This is a genomic window from Massilia sp. Masssp94 (assembly GCF_059491305.1).
The window spans coordinates 1,789,804-1,805,982 of the sequence record NZ_CP168501.1 but is presented as its reverse complement, the minus strand read 5'-3'; the positions used below and the strand labels follow the sequence as shown (position 1 = coordinate 1,805,982).

Annotated in this window: 15 protein-coding genes; 11 read left to right on the top strand and 4 right to left on the bottom strand. The window is 65.2% G+C overall.

Annotation, left to right across the window (positions count from 1 at the left end):
- The first annotated feature begins 52 nt into the window (after window positions 1–52).
- The 8 genes from ACEN9G_RS07890 to ruvB all read left to right on the top strand — a co-directional run bounded on the left by ACEN9G_RS07890 (window position 53) and on the right by ruvB (window position 7,044).
- The gene (locus ACEN9G_RS07890; RefSeq protein ID WP_056122360.1) at window positions 53–727 is read left to right on the top strand and encodes a YbhB/YbcL family Raf kinase inhibitor-like protein; all 675 of its coding nucleotides are present in this window, start codon (window positions 53–55) and stop codon (window positions 725–727) included.
- 57 nt (window positions 728–784) lie between these two features.
- Window positions 785–1,459: a histidine phosphatase family protein gene (locus tag ACEN9G_RS07885; RefSeq protein ID WP_413338763.1), complete on the top strand. Its 675-nt coding sequence runs from the start codon at window positions 785–787 to the stop codon at window positions 1,457–1,459.
- A gap of 132 nt (window positions 1,460–1,591) precedes the next feature.
- Window positions 1,592–2,617 carry a tRNA dihydrouridine synthase DusB gene (gene dusB / locus ACEN9G_RS07880; RefSeq protein WP_413338761.1) on the top strand — a complete coding sequence of 342 codons (1,026 nt, stop codon included), beginning with the start codon at window positions 1,592–1,594 and terminating at the stop codon, window positions 2,615–2,617.
- Window positions 2,618–2,811: 194 nt separating this feature from the next.
- A complete protein-coding gene (locus ACEN9G_RS07875) occupies window positions 2,812–3,045 on the top strand; it encodes a helix-turn-helix domain-containing protein (protein WP_036235444.1) in 234 nt (77 codons plus the stop codon).
- 94 nt (window positions 3,046–3,139) lie between these two features.
- Window positions 3,140–4,726 (top strand): bifunctional phosphoribosylaminoimidazolecarboxamide formyltransferase/IMP cyclohydrolase, encoded by a 1,587-nt coding sequence (gene purH, locus ACEN9G_RS07870; protein WP_413338759.1) that lies wholly within the window; start codon window positions 3,140–3,142, stop codon window positions 4,724–4,726.
- 93 nt (window positions 4,727–4,819) lie between these two features.
- On the top strand, window positions 4,820–5,365 hold the full coding sequence (gene ruvC / locus ACEN9G_RS07865; RefSeq protein WP_413338757.1) for a crossover junction endodeoxyribonuclease RuvC: 546 nt from the start codon (window positions 4,820–4,822) through the stop codon (window positions 5,363–5,365).
- Between the two features lie 16 nt (window positions 5,366–5,381).
- On the top strand, window positions 5,382–5,960 hold the full coding sequence (gene ruvA, locus ACEN9G_RS07860) for a Holliday junction branch migration protein RuvA (RefSeq protein ID WP_036235449.1): 579 nt from the start codon (window positions 5,382–5,384) through the stop codon (window positions 5,958–5,960).
- Window positions 5,961–5,976: 16 nt separating this feature from the next.
- The gene (ruvB, locus tag ACEN9G_RS07855) at window positions 5,977–7,044 is read left to right on the top strand and encodes a Holliday junction branch migration DNA helicase RuvB (RefSeq protein WP_413338755.1); all 1,068 of its coding nucleotides are present in this window, start codon (window positions 5,977–5,979) and stop codon (window positions 7,042–7,044) included.
- A gap of 6 nt (window positions 7,045–7,050) precedes the next feature.
- Here ruvB and ACEN9G_RS07850 read toward each other — a convergent pair whose 3' ends face one another.
- From ACEN9G_RS07850 to ACEN9G_RS07840, 3 genes are all read right to left on the bottom strand, one after another.
- On the bottom strand, window positions 7,051–7,455 hold the full coding sequence (locus ACEN9G_RS07850) for a hypothetical protein (protein WP_413338753.1): 405 nt from the start codon (window positions 7,453–7,455) through the stop codon (window positions 7,051–7,053).
- Window positions 7,456–7,551: 96 nt separating this feature from the next.
- Window positions 7,552–8,004 (bottom strand): DUF2147 domain-containing protein, encoded by a 453-nt coding sequence (locus ACEN9G_RS07845; RefSeq protein ID WP_413338751.1) that lies wholly within the window; start codon window positions 8,002–8,004, stop codon window positions 7,552–7,554.
- A gap of 80 nt (window positions 8,005–8,084) precedes the next feature.
- Complete coding sequence (locus ACEN9G_RS07840) at window positions 8,085–8,516, bottom strand: hypothetical protein (RefSeq protein ID WP_413338749.1); 432 nt, start codon at window positions 8,514–8,516, stop codon at window positions 8,085–8,087.
- A 297-nt stretch (window positions 8,517–8,813) separates the two neighbouring features.
- On the opposite strand from ACEN9G_RS07840, the gene carA reads away from it, so the two are divergent.
- Genes carA through ACEN9G_RS07825 form a run of 3 tightly spaced genes read left to right on the top strand, consistent with a single transcriptional unit; the run spans window position 8,814 to window position 15,567 of the window.
- The gene (gene carA / locus ACEN9G_RS07835) at window positions 8,814–9,992 is read left to right on the top strand and encodes a glutamine-hydrolyzing carbamoyl-phosphate synthase small subunit (RefSeq protein ID WP_413338747.1); all 1,179 of its coding nucleotides are present in this window, start codon (window positions 8,814–8,816) and stop codon (window positions 9,990–9,992) included.
- Window positions 9,976–13,809 carry a carbamoyl-phosphate synthase large subunit gene (gene carB, locus ACEN9G_RS07830; RefSeq protein ID WP_483126545.1) on the top strand — a complete coding sequence of 1,278 codons (3,834 nt, stop codon included), beginning with the start codon at window positions 9,976–9,978 and terminating at the stop codon, window positions 13,807–13,809. The genes carA and carB overlap by 17 nt, the downstream gene beginning before the upstream one ends.
- A gap of 30 nt (window positions 13,810–13,839) precedes the next feature.
- Entirely contained in the window at window positions 13,840–15,567 is a 1,728-nt protein-coding gene (locus tag ACEN9G_RS07825) for a methyl-accepting chemotaxis protein (protein ID WP_413341415.1), read from the top strand.
- 64 nt (window positions 15,568–15,631) lie between these two features.
- On the opposite strand, the gene ACEN9G_RS07820 is transcribed toward ACEN9G_RS07825, so the two are convergent.
- Window positions 15,632–16,165 (bottom strand): DinB family protein, encoded by a 534-nt coding sequence (locus ACEN9G_RS07820; RefSeq protein WP_413341413.1) that lies wholly within the window; start codon window positions 16,163–16,165, stop codon window positions 15,632–15,634.
- Window positions 16,166–16,179 lie beyond the last annotated feature (14 nt).

Here is a 16,179-nt window from a genome sequence, read left to right as displayed (position 1 = left end):
AAACCGCGCGCCGCGGCGAGAGTCTGAGGCTAAGGATGCAGGGAGAAAGAACATGAAGATCTGGAGCGATTCCTTTACCGAGGGCGACATGATTCCGCCCAGATGTGCGTTCGCCGAGATGGATCCCGGCAACCACATCAAGCTGTCGACCAACCGCAGCCCGCACATCGCCTGGGACGACGTGCCGGCCGGTACGCAGTCGCTGGTCCTGCTCGTGCACGACATCGACGTGCCGACGGACGGCACGGACGTGAACAAGGAGGGCCGGACCGTGCCCGATGCGCTGCCGCGCACGGACTTCTATCACTGGTCCCTCGTCGACATTCCCGTGTGCCTGAAATCCTTCGCCGAGGGCAAGTTCTCGGACATGGTCACGCCGGGCGGCAAGAGCGGGCCGCTGGTGCCGTTCACGATCAAGAACGGCACGGAACACCAGCTCCGCCACGGCATCAACGATTACACGGGCTGGTTCGCGAACGACCCGGACATGGCCGGCGAATACTATGGCTACGACGGCCCGTGCCCCCCATGGAACGACGAACGCGTGCACACCTATGTCTTTACGCTGTACGCCCTCGACATCCCGCGCCTGCCGCTGGCGGGCCGCTTCACGGGCAAGGAAGTGCGCCTGGCCATCACGGGGCACATCCTGGACGAGGCGAAGATCTTCGGCGTGTACTCGCTGAACCCGGACGTGACGGGCAACCTGATCGGCCAGCCTTCCTGATTTTTTTGACAAGCTACGCTTGAATGATCGCTCCGCGGTGCGGAGCGGCGCATCCGCATGACGACAACGAACGCATCCGCAGCACCCACCGACATCCTCCTGATCCGTCACGGCGAAACGGCCTGGAACGCCGAACGCCGCCTGCAAGGCCACCTGGACATTCCACTGAACGACGAAGGCGAGCGCCAGGCCGCACTGCTGGCGGGCGCGCTCGCGGGCGAGCCTCTCGACCTCATCGTCGCGAGCGACTTGCGCCGGGCCCACCAGACCGCCCAGGCCGTGGCTGACCGCCGCGGACTGACGGTGGCCATCGACCCGGCGCTGCGCGAGCGCGGCTATGGCGGCTTCGAAGGCTTGCTGTACAGCGAGATCGAAGAACGTTTCCCACGTGAATTCGCCGCCTGGCAGGCGCGCGACGTCGATGCGCAACTGCCGCCGGGCCGCAACGTGGGCGAGAGCTTCCGGTCGTTCTTCGACCGCGCGACCGGCGCCATCCTCGCGCTGGCGGCGGACCATCCCGGCAAGACGATCGCGCTCGTCGCGCATGGCGGCGTGCTGGAATGTGCCTACCGCCTGGCGCGCGGGCTGCCGCTGGAGACGCCGCGCGACTTCAAGGTCTACAACGCCAGCATCAACCGTTTCCGCTTCGACCCGGCCGATCGCAGCCTCGTCCTGGGTAGCTGGGGCGAGGTCGATCACCTGCGTCCGGCCGTGCTCGACGAGCTTCCCTAAAAGGCATGCTGGTGGGGTTGGCAAGCGTTTTCTGGCGCGTGCGCAACAATCCCATAAAAAAATGTGCTGATAAATTGAGCAGCGCTTCGGGTAAAATAGCGAGTTCCCGTCGCTTCCCGTGAATTTTCTGCCGTGCAAATTGGTCCTTATACGCTGCGTAACAATGTCTTCGTCGCCCCGATGGCCGGGGTGACCGATCGTCCGTTCCGCCAGCTGTGCAAGACGCTGGGCGCGGGCTATGCGGTGTCCGAGATGGCCGCGTCGAATCCGCGCCTGTGGGCCAGCGAGAAATCGTCGCGGCGCACGGACCATGCGGGCGAGATGGAGCCGAAGGCCGTGCAAATCGCCGGTGCCGACCCGCACGACCTGGCCGAATGCGCCAGGTTCAACGTCGAGCGCGGCGCCCAGATCATCGACATCAATATGGGGTGTCCGGTCAAGAAGGTGTGCAATAACTGGTGCGGTTCGGCGCTGCTGCAGCACGAAGACCTCGTGCAGCGCATCCTGGACGCCGTCGTGAACGCCGTCGATGTCCCCGTCACCCTGAAATTCCGCACCGGCTGGGATCGCCAAAACAAGAACGCGCTGACGATCGCCCGCATGGCCGAGGAGGCCGGCATCGCGATGCTGACCCTGCACGGCCGCACCCGCGCCGACGGCTACAAGGGCGATGCGGAGTACGACACCATCGCCGCCGTCAAGGCCGCCGTGAAGATACCCGTCGTGGCGAACGGCGACATCACGACGCCGGACAAGGCGAAGTTCGTGCTGGATTACACCGGCGCCGATGCGGTGATGATCGGCCGCGCCGCCCAGGGCCGTCCCTGGATCTGTCGCGAAATCGATTACTTCCTGCGCACGGGGGCGTACCTGCCGCCGCCGCTGGTGGACGAGGTGCGTGAGCTGATGCACGAACACCTGCCGGCCCACTACGCCTTTTACGGCGAATACCTGGGCGTGCGCACGGCGCGCAAGCACATCGGCTGGTATGTCGAAGACCTGCCCGGCGGCGAAGAATTCCGCCAGCGCATGAACCGTTTGGAATCGACCGCTGAACAATTATCCGCCGTCGATGAGTTTTTTAAATCGCAACACCGGTATGGCGACCGGTTACAATACCGGCCCGCGCATCCTGACGATGACGCGATTGCCGCCTAAAAGGAGGCCCGTAAACCTGCTGCGCGTTGCCATTTTGTCCTGCGATGCTCGCTGTACTAGCGTACAGCTGTGCTTCTCGAACAAAATTACTGCCGCTCGCGACGGTTTCCGAGACTCCTTTAAACAACAATTAGAAGAACGTCGGAGACAAACGCTGCCAAAAGCAGCATTTAACCAGGATGAAGCTGTAAACCATGAGCAAAGAAAGTATCCAGGAAGTCGTTCAAAAAAGCCTCGAAGACTATTTCAACGACCTGGGCGAGCAGAAACCGACGAACATCTACGACATGATGCTCCTGACCGTCGAAAAACCGATCCTGCAAGTGGTGATGACGCGGGCGGAGGGCAATCAGTCGCATGCCGCCCAGATGCTGGGCATTAATCGCAATACATTACGCAAGAAGTTGCAGGAGCACGGGCTGCTGTAAGCGCCGGCGGAGGGGCCGGGGCGTGCAGGCGTGCGTCGGGCCCTTTGTCCGGCGTGCGCGAGCCCGTCCAGATTTTTTTCAACAGGCCACTCCCATGATCAAACAAGCACTCATCTCCGTTTCCGACAAAACCGGCGTCCTCGATTTCGCGCGTGCGCTGTCCGCCCTCGGCGTGAACATCCTGTCCACTGGCGGTACCGCCAAACTGTTGCAGGACAATGGCGTGCCGGTCACCGAAGTCGCCGACTACACTGGCTTCCCGGAAATGCTCGATGGCCGCGTGAAGACGCTGCATCCGAAGGTCCACGGCGGCATCCTGGCCCGCCGCGACTTCCCGGAACACGTTGCCAAGCTGGAAGAGCACGGCATCCCGCAGATCGACATGGTGGTGGTCAACCTGTACCCGTTCCAGGCCACCGTCGCCAAGGAGCAATGCTCGCTGGAAGACGCGATCGAGAACATCGATATCGGCGGCCCGACCATGCTGCGCTCGGCGGCCAAGAACCACCGCGACGTCGTCGTCATCGTCGACCCGGCCGACTACGGTCCGGTGCTGGCCGAGATGAAAGGTACCGGCGAAGCGGCCGGCAGCGTCGGCTACGAGACGAAATTCCGCCTGGCCAAGAAAGTGTTCGCGCACACGGCGCAATACGACGCCGCCATCACGAACTACCTGACGAGCCTTGGCCCGGACAAGGATCACACGAACCGCGCCGCCTACCCGCAGACGCTGAACCTGCACTTCGAAAAAGTCCAGGACATGCGCTACGGCGAAAACCCGCACCAGACGGCCGCGTTCTACCGCGACCTCGTGCCGGCCACCGGCAGCCTGGCCAACTACCGCCAGCTGCAGGGCAAGGAACTGTCGTACAACAATATCGCCGATGCGGACGCGGCCTGGGAATGCGTCAAGTCGCTGGGCGGCTTCAACATGCCGGCCGGCTGCGTGATCATCAAGCACGCGAACCCGTGCGGCGTCGCGATCGGCGCCGACGCGCTGGACGCCTACCAGCGCGCCCTCAAGACCGACCCGACCTCGGCCTTCGGCGGCATCATCGCCTTCAACGTGCCGGTCGACGGCCCGGCGGCGGAAGCCATCGCCAAGCTGTTCGTGGAAGTCCTGATCGCCCCGGCGTTCACGGCCGAAGCGCTGCAGATCATGTCGGCCAAGCAGAACGTGCGCCTGCTGGAAATCGCCCTGGGCGACGGCCAGAACGTGTACGACGTCAAGCGCGTGGGTGGCGGCCTGCTCGTGCAGTCGCCGGACGCGAAGAACGTCGGCATGGGCGACCTGCGCGTCGTGTCGAAAAAGCAGCCGACCCCGCAGCAGCTGCAGGACCTGATGTTCGCCTGGCGCGTGGCCAAGTACGTCAAATCGAACGCGATCGTGTTCTGCGCCGGCGGCATGACCCTCGGCGTGGGCGCCGGCCAGATGAGCCGCATCGACTCCGCGCGCATCGCCTCGATCAAGGCGCAGAACGCCGGGCTGTCGCTGGTGGGCTCGGCCGTGGCGTCGGATGCGTTCTTCCCGTTCCGCGACGGTCTCGATGTCGTCGCCGACGCGGGCGCGACCTGCGTCATCCACCCGGGCGGCTCGATGCGCGACCAGGAAGTGATCGACGCGGCGGATGAACGTGGCGTGGTCATGCTCTATACTGGTACGCGTCACTTCCGCCATTAATTGGCGAATGGTCGAGGCAACGTTGTTGCCTCGACCTGTGTTTTTGCACAGTATTTTTCCCACGAAACACCCGCGCCGGTATAACATTCGATAATGATTATTCTCGGCATCGACCCGGGCCTGCGTACGACAGGGTTCGGCGTCATTGAAAAGCAAGGCAACCGGTTGCGCTACATCGCGTCCGGCACCATCAAGACGGGCACCGAAGGCGCGCTGCCGCCGCGGCTGAAAGTCATCCTGACCGGCGTCAGCGAAATCGTCGCCACCTACCAGCCGGCCTGCGCGGCCATCGAAAAAGTCTTCGTCAACGTCAATCCGCAGTCGACCCTGCTGCTCGGCCAGGCGCGCGGCGCCGCGATCACGGCCCTCGTCGGCGCCGACCTCGACGTGGCGGAGTACACGCCCACGCAGGTCAAGCAAGCTGTTGTCGGCACGGGCAAGGCCGTCAAGGCGCAGGTGCAGGACATGGTCGCGCGCCTGCTCAAGCTGCCGGGCCTGCCGGGCGCGGATGCGGCCGACGCGCTCGGCATTGCCATCTGCCATGCCAACAGCCAGGATGCGCTGGCACTGATCGGCACGCTCGCACCTGGCAATCCGAAAAAGCCGACGCTGCACATGAAGCGCGGCCGCCTCGTCTAATTATTGAAAGGTCACCATGATCGGTCGTCTCTCCGGAGTCCTGCTGGAAAAGAACCCGCCGCAGGTGCTCGTCGATTGCCAGGGCGTCGGCTATGAAGTCGACGTACCGATGAGCACGTTCTACAACCTGCCGCACACGGGCGAGAAGGTCACGCTGTTCACGCACTACGTCGTGCGCGAGGATGCGCACCTGCTGTTCGGCTTCGGGTCGGCGAACGAGCGCGCCGTGTTCCGCCAGCTGATCAAGATCACCGGCGTCGGCGCGCGCACGGCATTGTCCATCCTGTCCGGCATGACTGTGAACGATCTCGCCCAGGCCGTGACGTTGCAGGAAGCGGGGCGCCTGGTCAAGGTGCCGGGCATCGGCAAGAAGACGGCCGAGCGCCTGCTGCTGGAACTGAAGGGCAAGCTGGGCGCCGACATTGGCGTCGCGGCCGGCACGCCGCACGACGATGCGCAGGCAGACGTGCTCAATGCGCTGCTGGCTTTGGGGTATTCTGACAAGGAAGCCCTCATCGCCATCAAGAACATGCCGGCCGGGACCAGCGTGTCCGACGGCATCAAGCTGGCGTTGAAGGCGTTGTCCAAGGCGTAATTTTTAGAAGTCCACGATGAGCATCCAGACCGACAATTTCACCGAGCAGCGCATCATCGACGCCGCGCCGGCCTCGCCCAACGAGGAGGCGATCGAGCGCGCGTTGCGTCCCAAGCATCTGGACGAATACGTCGGCCAGCAAAAGATCCGCGACCAGCTCGAAATCTTCATCCACGCGGCCAGGAAGCGCCGCGAAGCGCTCGACCACACGCTGCTGTTCGGCCCGCCGGGCCTCGGCAAGACGACGCTGGCGCACATCATCGCGCGCGAGATGGGCGTCAACCTGCGCCAGACGTCCGGCCCCGTGCTGGAGCGCCCCGGCGACCTGGCCGCGCTGCTGACGAACCTGGAGGCGAACGACGTCCTGTTCATCGACGAGATTCACCGCCTGTCGCCCGTGGTCGAGGAGATCCTGTACCCGGCGCTGGAAGACTACCAGATCGACATCATGATCGGCGAAGGCCCGGCCGCGCGTTCCGTGAAGCTCGACCTGCAGCCGTTCACGCTCGTCGGTGCCACGACGCGCGCGGGCATGCTGACGAATCCGCTGCGCGACCGCTTCGGCATCGTCGCCCGGCTGGAGTTCTACAACGTCGAGGAATTGACGAAGATCGTCGCCCGCAGCGCCGCGCTGCTGGAGGCGCCGACCGACGAAGAGGGCGCGCGCGAAGTCGCCAAGCGCGCCCGCGGCACGCCCCGCATCGCCAACCGCCTGCTGCGCCGCGTGCGCGATTATGCGGAAGTGAAGGGTAATGGCGAGATCACGCGCGAGATGGCCGACCGCGCGCTGCGCATGCTCGACGTGGATACGGTCGGCTTCGACGTGATGGACCGGAAGCTGCTGGAAGCGGTGCTGTTCAAGTTCGCCGGCGGCCCGGTGGGCATCGGCAACCTGGCGGCCGCCATCGGCGAAGCGGCGGATACCATCGAGGACGTGCTGGAACCGTTCCTGATCCAGCAGGGTTATCTGCAGCGCACACCGCGCGGGCGCATCGCCACGCCGCTGGCCTACCGGCATTTCGGCGTCGCCGCGCCGCGCATCAGCCCGACCGGTGACCTGTGGGACAACCTCCCGCCTGCCTAGTTCACGTCAGGGCACCGCCGGCTCCTGGCGGTCGCGCTTGCGCATGGGGCGCTGGCTTTCAGGGAAGCCCGGGAAGACGAAGCTGATGAACATCAGCACCGAGGCCGCGAGCAGCGCGCCGCCGGCCAACAGCATCTCTTCCTGGGTACGCGTCAGCAGGACGGCAATGCTGGCGGCCATCGGCAGCAGCAGCAGCAGGCCGCCCAGGATGCGCAGGATGATGGACCGGCGCATGCGCGACCCCAGCAGGGCGATGTACAGGAAGCTGCCGGAAACGAGGCTCATGCCGAACAGGCCGCCCAGCACGGGCCAGCCGGGCATGCCGCGGGTGCTGACATCGGAGAGCACGAGGGGCAGCGCCATCGGGATGACAATGCTGATCAGGAACGACAGGAGCCGCAGGAAGATCATGTGAATGCCAATTGGTTGAATGAAACATTCATCAGATTAGCATAGCGGCACCGGCCGTGGCGCGCACGACACGTCCTGTTGTATTTACGAATGTCGTTATTCCTGGCGCAGCCAGACCTGCGACCGCCCGAACATCGGCACGCCCACGTAGCCCCGCACTTCGAGCTTCTTGCCCCCTTCGTGGACGCTCAGCTTGCTCCTGTAGACCTTGCCGTTCTTCGGGTCGAGGATCTCGCCGCCCGTGTACTCGTCGCCGTTCTTGCGCAGGCCCGACACGATGGTCATGCCGACGATCGGCTGGTCCTTGCGTGCGCCCTGGCACAGCGTGCATTTCGGGTTCTGGTCCTCTTCCGGCGTGCGGAACAGTTTTTCGATCTTCCCCTGCAGTTCGCCCTGGTTGTCCGTGATGCGGATCAGGGCGGTCGGCTTGCCGGAGGCATCGTCGATGGTCTTCCACAGTCCGACGGGCGAAGCGTCCTGGGCCCAGGCGAGCGGGGCGGCGAGAGCGGCGGCAAACGTAAGGATGGCGGCGTGGGCGAGATGGCGCATTGTGTCTCCTGTTGGAATATGGTTGCGTGCTCTGCCAGTGTAGCAAACTGCACGGTCGTTCGGTAAACGACGGCCTGGCCTCAGGAGCCGTTTTGCCGGGCTTTCAGGCCGGCGATCGTCGAGGTGGCTTCGGGCGGCAGTGCCGCGCCGAGGCGGCGCAGGACGAACGGCGTCTTGTCCGGGCCCGTGCACGTGAAGGAGGGCGCGGACGCGTCGTAGCGGCAGGTCATCGCGACGTCCGTCGCCGGCGCGCCTTTCGGCAGGTAGGGCCGCAGCAGCAGCGTGTCGCCGTCCAGCGCCGCGCGGACCGGGAAGCCAATGATGGGGCGCGCGTTGCCTGCCTCGGTGGCCGGCGGTGCGGAGCCGGCCATCAGGCCATCGCCGTCGGCCTGCAGGTACATGACGGTTTGCGCCGAGCCCCAGCTCCCGGCGACGTGGGCAGGCAGGCGATCGGCCGCGTGGGCGGACACATGCCATGCAAAGGCGAACAACAGCGGGATCCGGCGTTTCATGCGTCCTCTCGATGGATGAAGTCCGGACGAGTATAGCGAAGCGCGTGCGCTGTATTGACTCACATTGTCACATCGGACGGCAACGGCAGCCGGACGGTTCCGTAAGGACGCTTGTAAATCGATATGCGAAGTGTCGTTTTTTTCGTTTCACAAAAAAATTTCTGTGCGGCACTAAAAAAAGTGCGCTAATGTTCCGATTCTCGTCGTTTCTGCAAAGCAGGAAACTGGCATCAGGCTACACATGCGCAGCGGGTTTTCCATCGCGCGCTTCACTACATCGTATTGCGAGGAGTCTCCATGAAACACCCTCTCGACCGAGCGCCAGGCACGGAAACCCGGGCGATACTCGCCCTCGCGGACGGCAGCATCTTTCGCGGATATGGCATCGGCGCAACCGGTCACACCACTGGCGAGGTCGTCTTCAACACCGCGATGACTGGCTACCAGGAAATCTTGACCGATCCCAGCTACATGCGCCAGATCGTCACGCTGACCTATCCGCACATCGGCAACACCGGCGTCAATCCGGAAGACGGTGAATCGTCCGATGGTCCCGCAGCGCGGGTCCACGCCGCGGGCCTGGTCATCAAGGATCTGCCGCTGCTGGCATCGAACTTTCGCTCGACCCAGGCACTCTCGGATTACCTGAAGGCCCAGGGCGTCGTCGCCATCGCCGGCATCGACACCCGCAAGCTCACGCGCATCCTGCGCAGCAAGGGGGCGCAGAACGGCGCCATCGCCGTCGGCTTGTCCGCCGAGGAAACGGTCGCGCTGGCCCGCGGCTTCGAAGGCCTGGGGGGCATGGACCTGGCCAGGGTCGCCAGTGTCCGTGAGCGCTACGAGTGGCGCGAAACGGAATGGCGCCTTGGCGCAGGTCATGGTGTCCAGGATGCGCCGCGCTTCCACGTGGTGGCGTACGACTTCGGCATCAAGGCCAACATCCTGCGCATGCTGGCCCAACGCGGCTGCCGCGTGACGGTGGTGCCGGCGCAAACCGGTGCCGCGGAGGTATTGGCGCTCGATCCGGACGGCGTGTTCCTGTCGAACGGCCCCGGCGATCCGGCCCCGTGCGACTATGCGATCGCCGCGTCGCGCGACATCATCGAGCGGGGCGTGCCGACCTTCGGCATCTGCCTCGGCCACCAGATCATGGCGCTCGCTTCGGGCGCGCAGACCGTCAAGATGAAGTTCGGCCACCACGGCGCCAATCACCCCGTGCAGGACCTGGCCAGCGGCCGGGTCATGATCACCTCCCAGAACCACGGTTTCGCGGTCGACGCGGCCACGCTGCCGCCCAATTGCCGGGTAACCCACGTGTCGCTGTTCGACGGTTCGTTGCAAGGCTTCGAGCGCACCGACAGGCCGGCCTTCTGTTTCCAGGGCCACCCCGAGGCCTCGCCCGGTCCGCACGACCTGGGCACCCTTTTCGACCGTTTCATCTCGCTGATGGAGGCAGGCAATGCCCAAGCGCACTGATATCAACAGCATCCTGATCATCGGCGCCGGTCCGATCGTGATCGGCCAGGCGTGCGAATTCGACTACTCGGGCGCCCAGGCCTGCAAGGCCTTGCGCGAGGAGGGCTACAAGGTCATCCTGGTCAACAGCAATCCCGCCACGATCATGACCGACCCGGACATGGCCGACGTCACGTACATCGAGCCGATCCAGTGGGAAGTCGTGGCGCGCATCATCGCCACCGAAAGACCGGACGCCGTCCTGCCCACGATGGGCGGCCAGACGGCGCTCAACTGCGCGCTCGACCTGCATCGCCACGGCGTGCTGGCCGAACATGGCGTGGAACTGATCGGCGCGACGCCTGACGCCATCGACAAGGCCGAGGATCGCTCCCGGTTCAAGGAGGCGATGACGAAGATCGGCCTGGGCTCGGCCCGTTCGGGCGTGGCCCACGACATGGCCGAGGCCTGGGCCGAGCAGGCCAAGCTGGGCTTCCCCGTCATCATCCGCCCGTCGTTCACGATGGGAGGAAGCGGCGGCGGCATCGCGCACGACGCGCGTGAATTCAACGCCATCTGCGCGCGCGGCCTGGAACTGTCGCCCACCTCCGAACTGCTGATCGAGGAATCGCTCGTCGGCTGGAAGGAATACGAGATGGAGGTCGTCCGCGACAAGAAGGACAACTGCATCATCGTTTGCTCGATCGAGAACCTGGACCCGATGGGCGTGCACACGGGCGACTCGATCACCGTCGCGCCGGCGCAGACGCTGACGGACAAGGAATACCAGATCATGCGCAACGCGTCGCTCGCCGTGCTGCGCGAGATCGGCGTCGACACGGGCGGCTCGAACGTGCAGTTCGCGGTCAACCCGGCCGATGGCCGCATGATCGTCATCGAGATGAATCCGCGCGTGTCGCGTTCGTCCGCGCTCGCTTCCAAGGCCACCGGCTTTCCGATCGCCCGCGTGGCGGCCAAGCTGGCCGTTGGCTTCACGCTCGACGAACTGCGCAACGAGATCACCGGCGGCGCGACCCCGGCCTCGTTCGAGCCGGCTATCGATTACGTCGTCACCAAGATTCCGCGCTTCGCTTTCGAAAAATTCCCCGGTGCCGACACAGGCCTGACCACGCAGATGAAATCCGTGGGCGAAGTGATGGCGATGGGCCGCACCTTCCAGGAGTCGTTCCAGAAAGCGTTGCGCGGCCTGGACATCGGCGTCGATGGGCTGCGGCGCAGGAAATCGTACACCGAGGTGATCGATGCGGAACTCGCGGCGCCCGGTCCGGAGCGAATCTGGTTCGTCGGCGACGCGTTCGCCCAGGGATATTCGCTGGACGACGTGCATCGTCTGTCGCGCATCGATCCGTGGTTCCTGGCGCAGATCCAGGACCTGGTCGAGGTCGAACTGTGGCTGGAGACCCAGCGCCTCGGCGCCCTGGACGAACCCATCCTGCGCAGGTTGAAGCAACAGGGTTTCTCGGATCGCCGCCTGGCGGCGCTGCTGAAGACCCACGAAGACGAGGTCCGGGCGCGCCGCCACCAGCTGGGCGTGCGCCCCGTGTACAAGCGCGTCGACACCTGCGCCGCCGAATTCGCCACCCGCACCGCGTACCTGTATTCGACCTACGACGACGAGTGCGAAGCCGAACCCACCGACAAGCGCAAGATCATGGTGCTGGGCGGCGGCCCGAACCGCATCGGCCAAGGCATCGAATTCGACTACTGCTGCGTCCATGCCGCCATGGCGCTGCGCGAGGACGGTTACGAGACCATCATGGTCAACTGCAATCCGGAGACCGTCTCGACCGACTACGATACGTCGGACCGCCTGTACTTCGAATCGCTCACCCTGGAAGACGTGCTGGAAATCGTTGCCCTGGAAAAGCCGGAAGGCGTGATCGTCCAGTACGGCGGGCAGACGCCGCTGAAGCTGGCACTGGCGCTGGAGGCCAACGGCGTGCCGATCATCGGCACGTCGCCCGACATGATCGACGCGGCCGAAGACCGCGAGCGCTTCCAGCAGCTGCTGAACAGGCTGGAACTGCGCCAGCCGCTGAACCGCACCGCGCGTACCGAGCTTGACGCCGTGCGCATGGCGGAGGAAATCGGCTATCCGCTGGTGGTGCGCCCATCGTACGTGCTGGGCGGGCGCGCGATGGAGATCGTGCATGAACAGGCCGACCTCGAACGCTACATGCGCGAAGCCGTCAAGGTGTCGCATGATTCGCCGGTGTTGCTGGACCGCTTCCTGAACGACGCCATCGAGTGCGACGTCGACTGCGTCGCGGACGGCACCGACGTCGTGATCGGCGGCGTGATGGAACATATCGAGCAGGCGGGCATCCATTCGGGCGACTCGGCCTGTTCGCTGCCGCCGTATTCCCTGGCGCCGGAGACGATCGCGGAACTCAAGCGCCAGACCTCCCGGATGGCGCGCGGCCTGAACGTCGTCGGCCTGATGAACGTGCAGTTCGCGATCCAGCAGGTCAAGGTGGACGGCAGGCTGCGCGACCATGTCTACGTCCTGGAAGTGAACCCGCGCGCCTCGCGCACGGTGCCGTTCGTGTCGAAGGCCACGGGACTGCAACTGGCCAAGATCGCGGCGCGCTGCATGGCGGGGCAGTCGCTGGCGAGCCAGGGCGTGACGGCAGAAGCTGTCCCGTCCCGCTTCTGCGTCAAGGAATCCGTGTTCCCGTTCGCGAAATTCCCCGGCGTCGATACCATCCTCGGCCCGGAAATGAAATCGACCGGCGAAGTGATGGGCGTGGGAGCCACGTTCGGTGAAGCGTTCCACAAGGCGCAACTGGCGGCCAACGTACGCCTCCCGCGCGCAGGCCGGGTCTTCATGCGCGTCAAGCGCGGCGACCAGGCGCGCGCCGTGGCGCTGGCCCGTCAGTTGCACGCGGCCGGTTTCACGCTGTGCGCCAGCCACGTCACCGCGACCGTGATCGCGGCGGCCGACATTCCGGTCGCGACCGTGGACGACGCCGAGGTGCTCGATCTGATGCGCGCTCGCGAGATCGCCCTGGTCGTGTTGACCGTGGACGAGAAGCGCGCCGCCATCTACGCGTCGAGCGCGCTGCGCGTGGCCGCGCTGGCATGCGGTGCGCCGTGCTACACCACCATCGCCGGCGCCGAAGCGGCGCTGGAGGGAATCCGCCACATCGACAACTATGGCCTGTATTCCTTGCGTACGCTGCACGGCGAGACCCCCGCGACGCCGTCCGCGCGCGGCCGCCTGGCGCCGACCGAGGCCGACGTGGCGGCGGCCGCGGCCACGATTCCCGAGCGCCGCCGGCACGAGCGCAAGCGCGTGGCGGGTGCCGAGCCGCTGAAGGTGTTCATCCGCCAGCCGTTCACCGAATCGGACGCGCGGCAGCAGCGCATGATCAGCGACATCATGCACCTGATCGACAGCGCCAACGGGGCACCGTATGCGTTCGATTACCTGACCGGCACGCAGGCCGAAAGCGCCCTCACGTTCAAGCACTCCTTCGAACGCGAGCAGCACATGCCGTTCACGCCCCGGAACTTCCGCAACCACCGCCTGGGATTGCTGGACCACGCGGACGTGATGATCAACATCCGCGTCGGCATGAGCGAAAGCAGTGCCTTCGAACTGAGTTACCACATCTTCAAGGGACGGCGCACCCCGGTGCTGTTCCTTGTGTGGAAAGGCGCACCGATCAAGACGACCCTGATCCGCGAACTCGAGGACCTGGTCGACGTGACGTACGTCGAATTCGACGAGGTGGAGGAGCTGCGCGCGTCCATCCACCAGTTTTTCAACAGCCGCCGCTTCGATGGCGTATCGAGCCGCGCGCTAAACGATTAAGAACGCCGAGGAATGAAAATGTTAAATAATATGAAGATTAAGACGCTCGTCGTGACGGCATTGAGCTTGCTCGTCGCGATGATGCTGGTGATTGGTGCCATGGGCTTGTACGGCGCGGACCGGTCGGTCGGCCTGATCCGCCACGTGATCCTGGCGGACCAGAAAAGCGCGTACGACCAAAAGTCGATCCGCCTCGACATGGAGCTGGCGCGCAGCCAGATCCTCCAGGCCTTGCAGCATAACCCGACGCTGTCCTGGTCGCAGCTGCATGACCACGCGCTGACCGTGCATTTCACCCAGATCGACGCCCTGGCGAACGCCACGAACGAGAAGTGGACGAAGTACAGCGGGTCGATCGGCAATGCCGCGGAAAAGCGCCTGGCCGACGAATGGTTCGCCAAGAGCGATAATCTGGGCGTGGCGCATATCAAGGCGGCGGCCGACGCGATCCGGGCGGGTGACTGGGACGGTGCGGAAGCCATCCTGATCAAGAAGATCAATCCGTCGTACCGGGTCGGTGACGAAGCCATGGCGGCGCTCACGCGCGCGTCGAAGGAGCGCGCGGCCGCCAACGAGGCGGACGTCGCCGACAGCCTGCGCCACACCGCGTATTTTGCGGGCGGCGTGCTGTTGCTGGCCGCGCTGGTCGGCGTCGCCGTGGGCGCGGCGATGATCCGCGGGATCTCGGCGCCGCTCGGCGAAGCGACAGCCATCGCGTCCCGCGTTGCCGCGGGCGACCTGACCGGACGGATCGAGGTGCGTGGCAACAACGAAATCGGCACCTTGCTGGCGGCGCTATCCCAGATGAAAGCCAACCTGGCCGGTATCGTGGCGGAAGTGCGCACCAGTACCCAGACCATTTCCAGCGCCTCCTCCCAGATCGCGGCCGGCAACATGGACCTGTCGGAACGTACTTGCGGCCAGGCCAGTTCGCTGGAACAGACCGCCGCGTCGATGGAAGAGCTGACCGGCACGGTACGCCAGAACGCCGACAACGCGCGCCAGGCCAACCAGTTGGCGGTATCGGCGTCGGAAGTGGCGGTGCGCGGCGGCGGCCTCGTGGCGCAAGTGGTCGACACGATGGGTTCGATCAACGAGTCCTCGCGCAAGATCGTGGACATCATCGGCGTCATCGACGGGATCGCGTTCCAGACCAATATCCTCGCGCTGAACGCGGCGGTGGAGGCGGCCCGGGCCGGCGAGCAGGGCCGTGGCTTCGCCGTCGTCGCGTCGGAGGTGCGCAACCTGGCCCAGCGCTCGGCCGGCGCCGCGAAGGAAATCAAACAACTGATCGGCGATTCCGTCAGCAAGGTGGACAGCGGCGCGCGCCTGGTCGACGAGGCCGGTGTCACCATGAAAGAGATCGTCAGCGGCATCCAGCGCGTGACGGACATCATGGGCGAAATCACCCAGGCGAGCCAGGAACAGACTTCCGGGCTCGACCAGATCAACGAGGCGATCGGCCAGATGGATTCGATCACGCAGCAGAACGTGGCCCTGGTCGAGGAAGCCACTGCCGCCGCCACTTCGCTGCTGGACCAGGTCGGTGCGCTGAGCGGCGTCGTCGACGTGTTCGTGCTGGACGAGGTGCCGGGCCAGCGGGAACTTCATCGTGCGTCCGTCACGCGTCCGGGAACGAAGCCGGACGCCCCGGTGCGCGCACTGTCCGCGCCCGCGCGGCGCGCGACCGGCGCGGGTGCGCCGTCCGCCGTGAAGCGGACAACCGCGGTGGAGGACGAGGCGTGGGAAACGTTCTGATGGCGTAGGTGCGCGCGGGTTATGCGGCGCGCATCAATATGCCGCCGCGTAAGCGCCATCCGCGTCAAGCCACGTCCGGCAACAGCAGAAGGATGTCCGTCGGACCGACGTCGATGCCCATCTGCGAGAACAGCGTCGTGGCCTGGCCCCGGTGATGCGTCTGGTGGTTGAACACGTGCAGCAGGACGTCGCCCAGCCGCTTCGTGCTGGCGATGCCCTTCATCGACGTCCACGTGAACGCGCCGTCCAGGTGGGCGGGCGTCACTTCGGCGCTGAACGCGAGGATGGCGGCGTCCAGTTGCCTGCGCAACGCGTTCAGTTCGGGCAAGGCCGCGCATAGGCGCGCGTCCAGCGACGCCGGCCGGGGCAGCTCCTCCAGGCACTGCAGCGATGCCAGGCCCGGCACGCCGGCCGCGATGCGCTTGAACCAGATGAGGTCCGCGATCACGAGGTGGTTCAGCGTGCCGAAGACCGACCCGAAGAACGCGCCCCGATCTTCATGCAGGCGCTCCGCCGGCAGCGCGGCGGCCGCGCCGTACAGCTTCCGGTTCATCCATTCGTTGTAGGCGGCCAGTTGTGCGAAGTGGGAAGTCGTCATGAATGTGACCGATA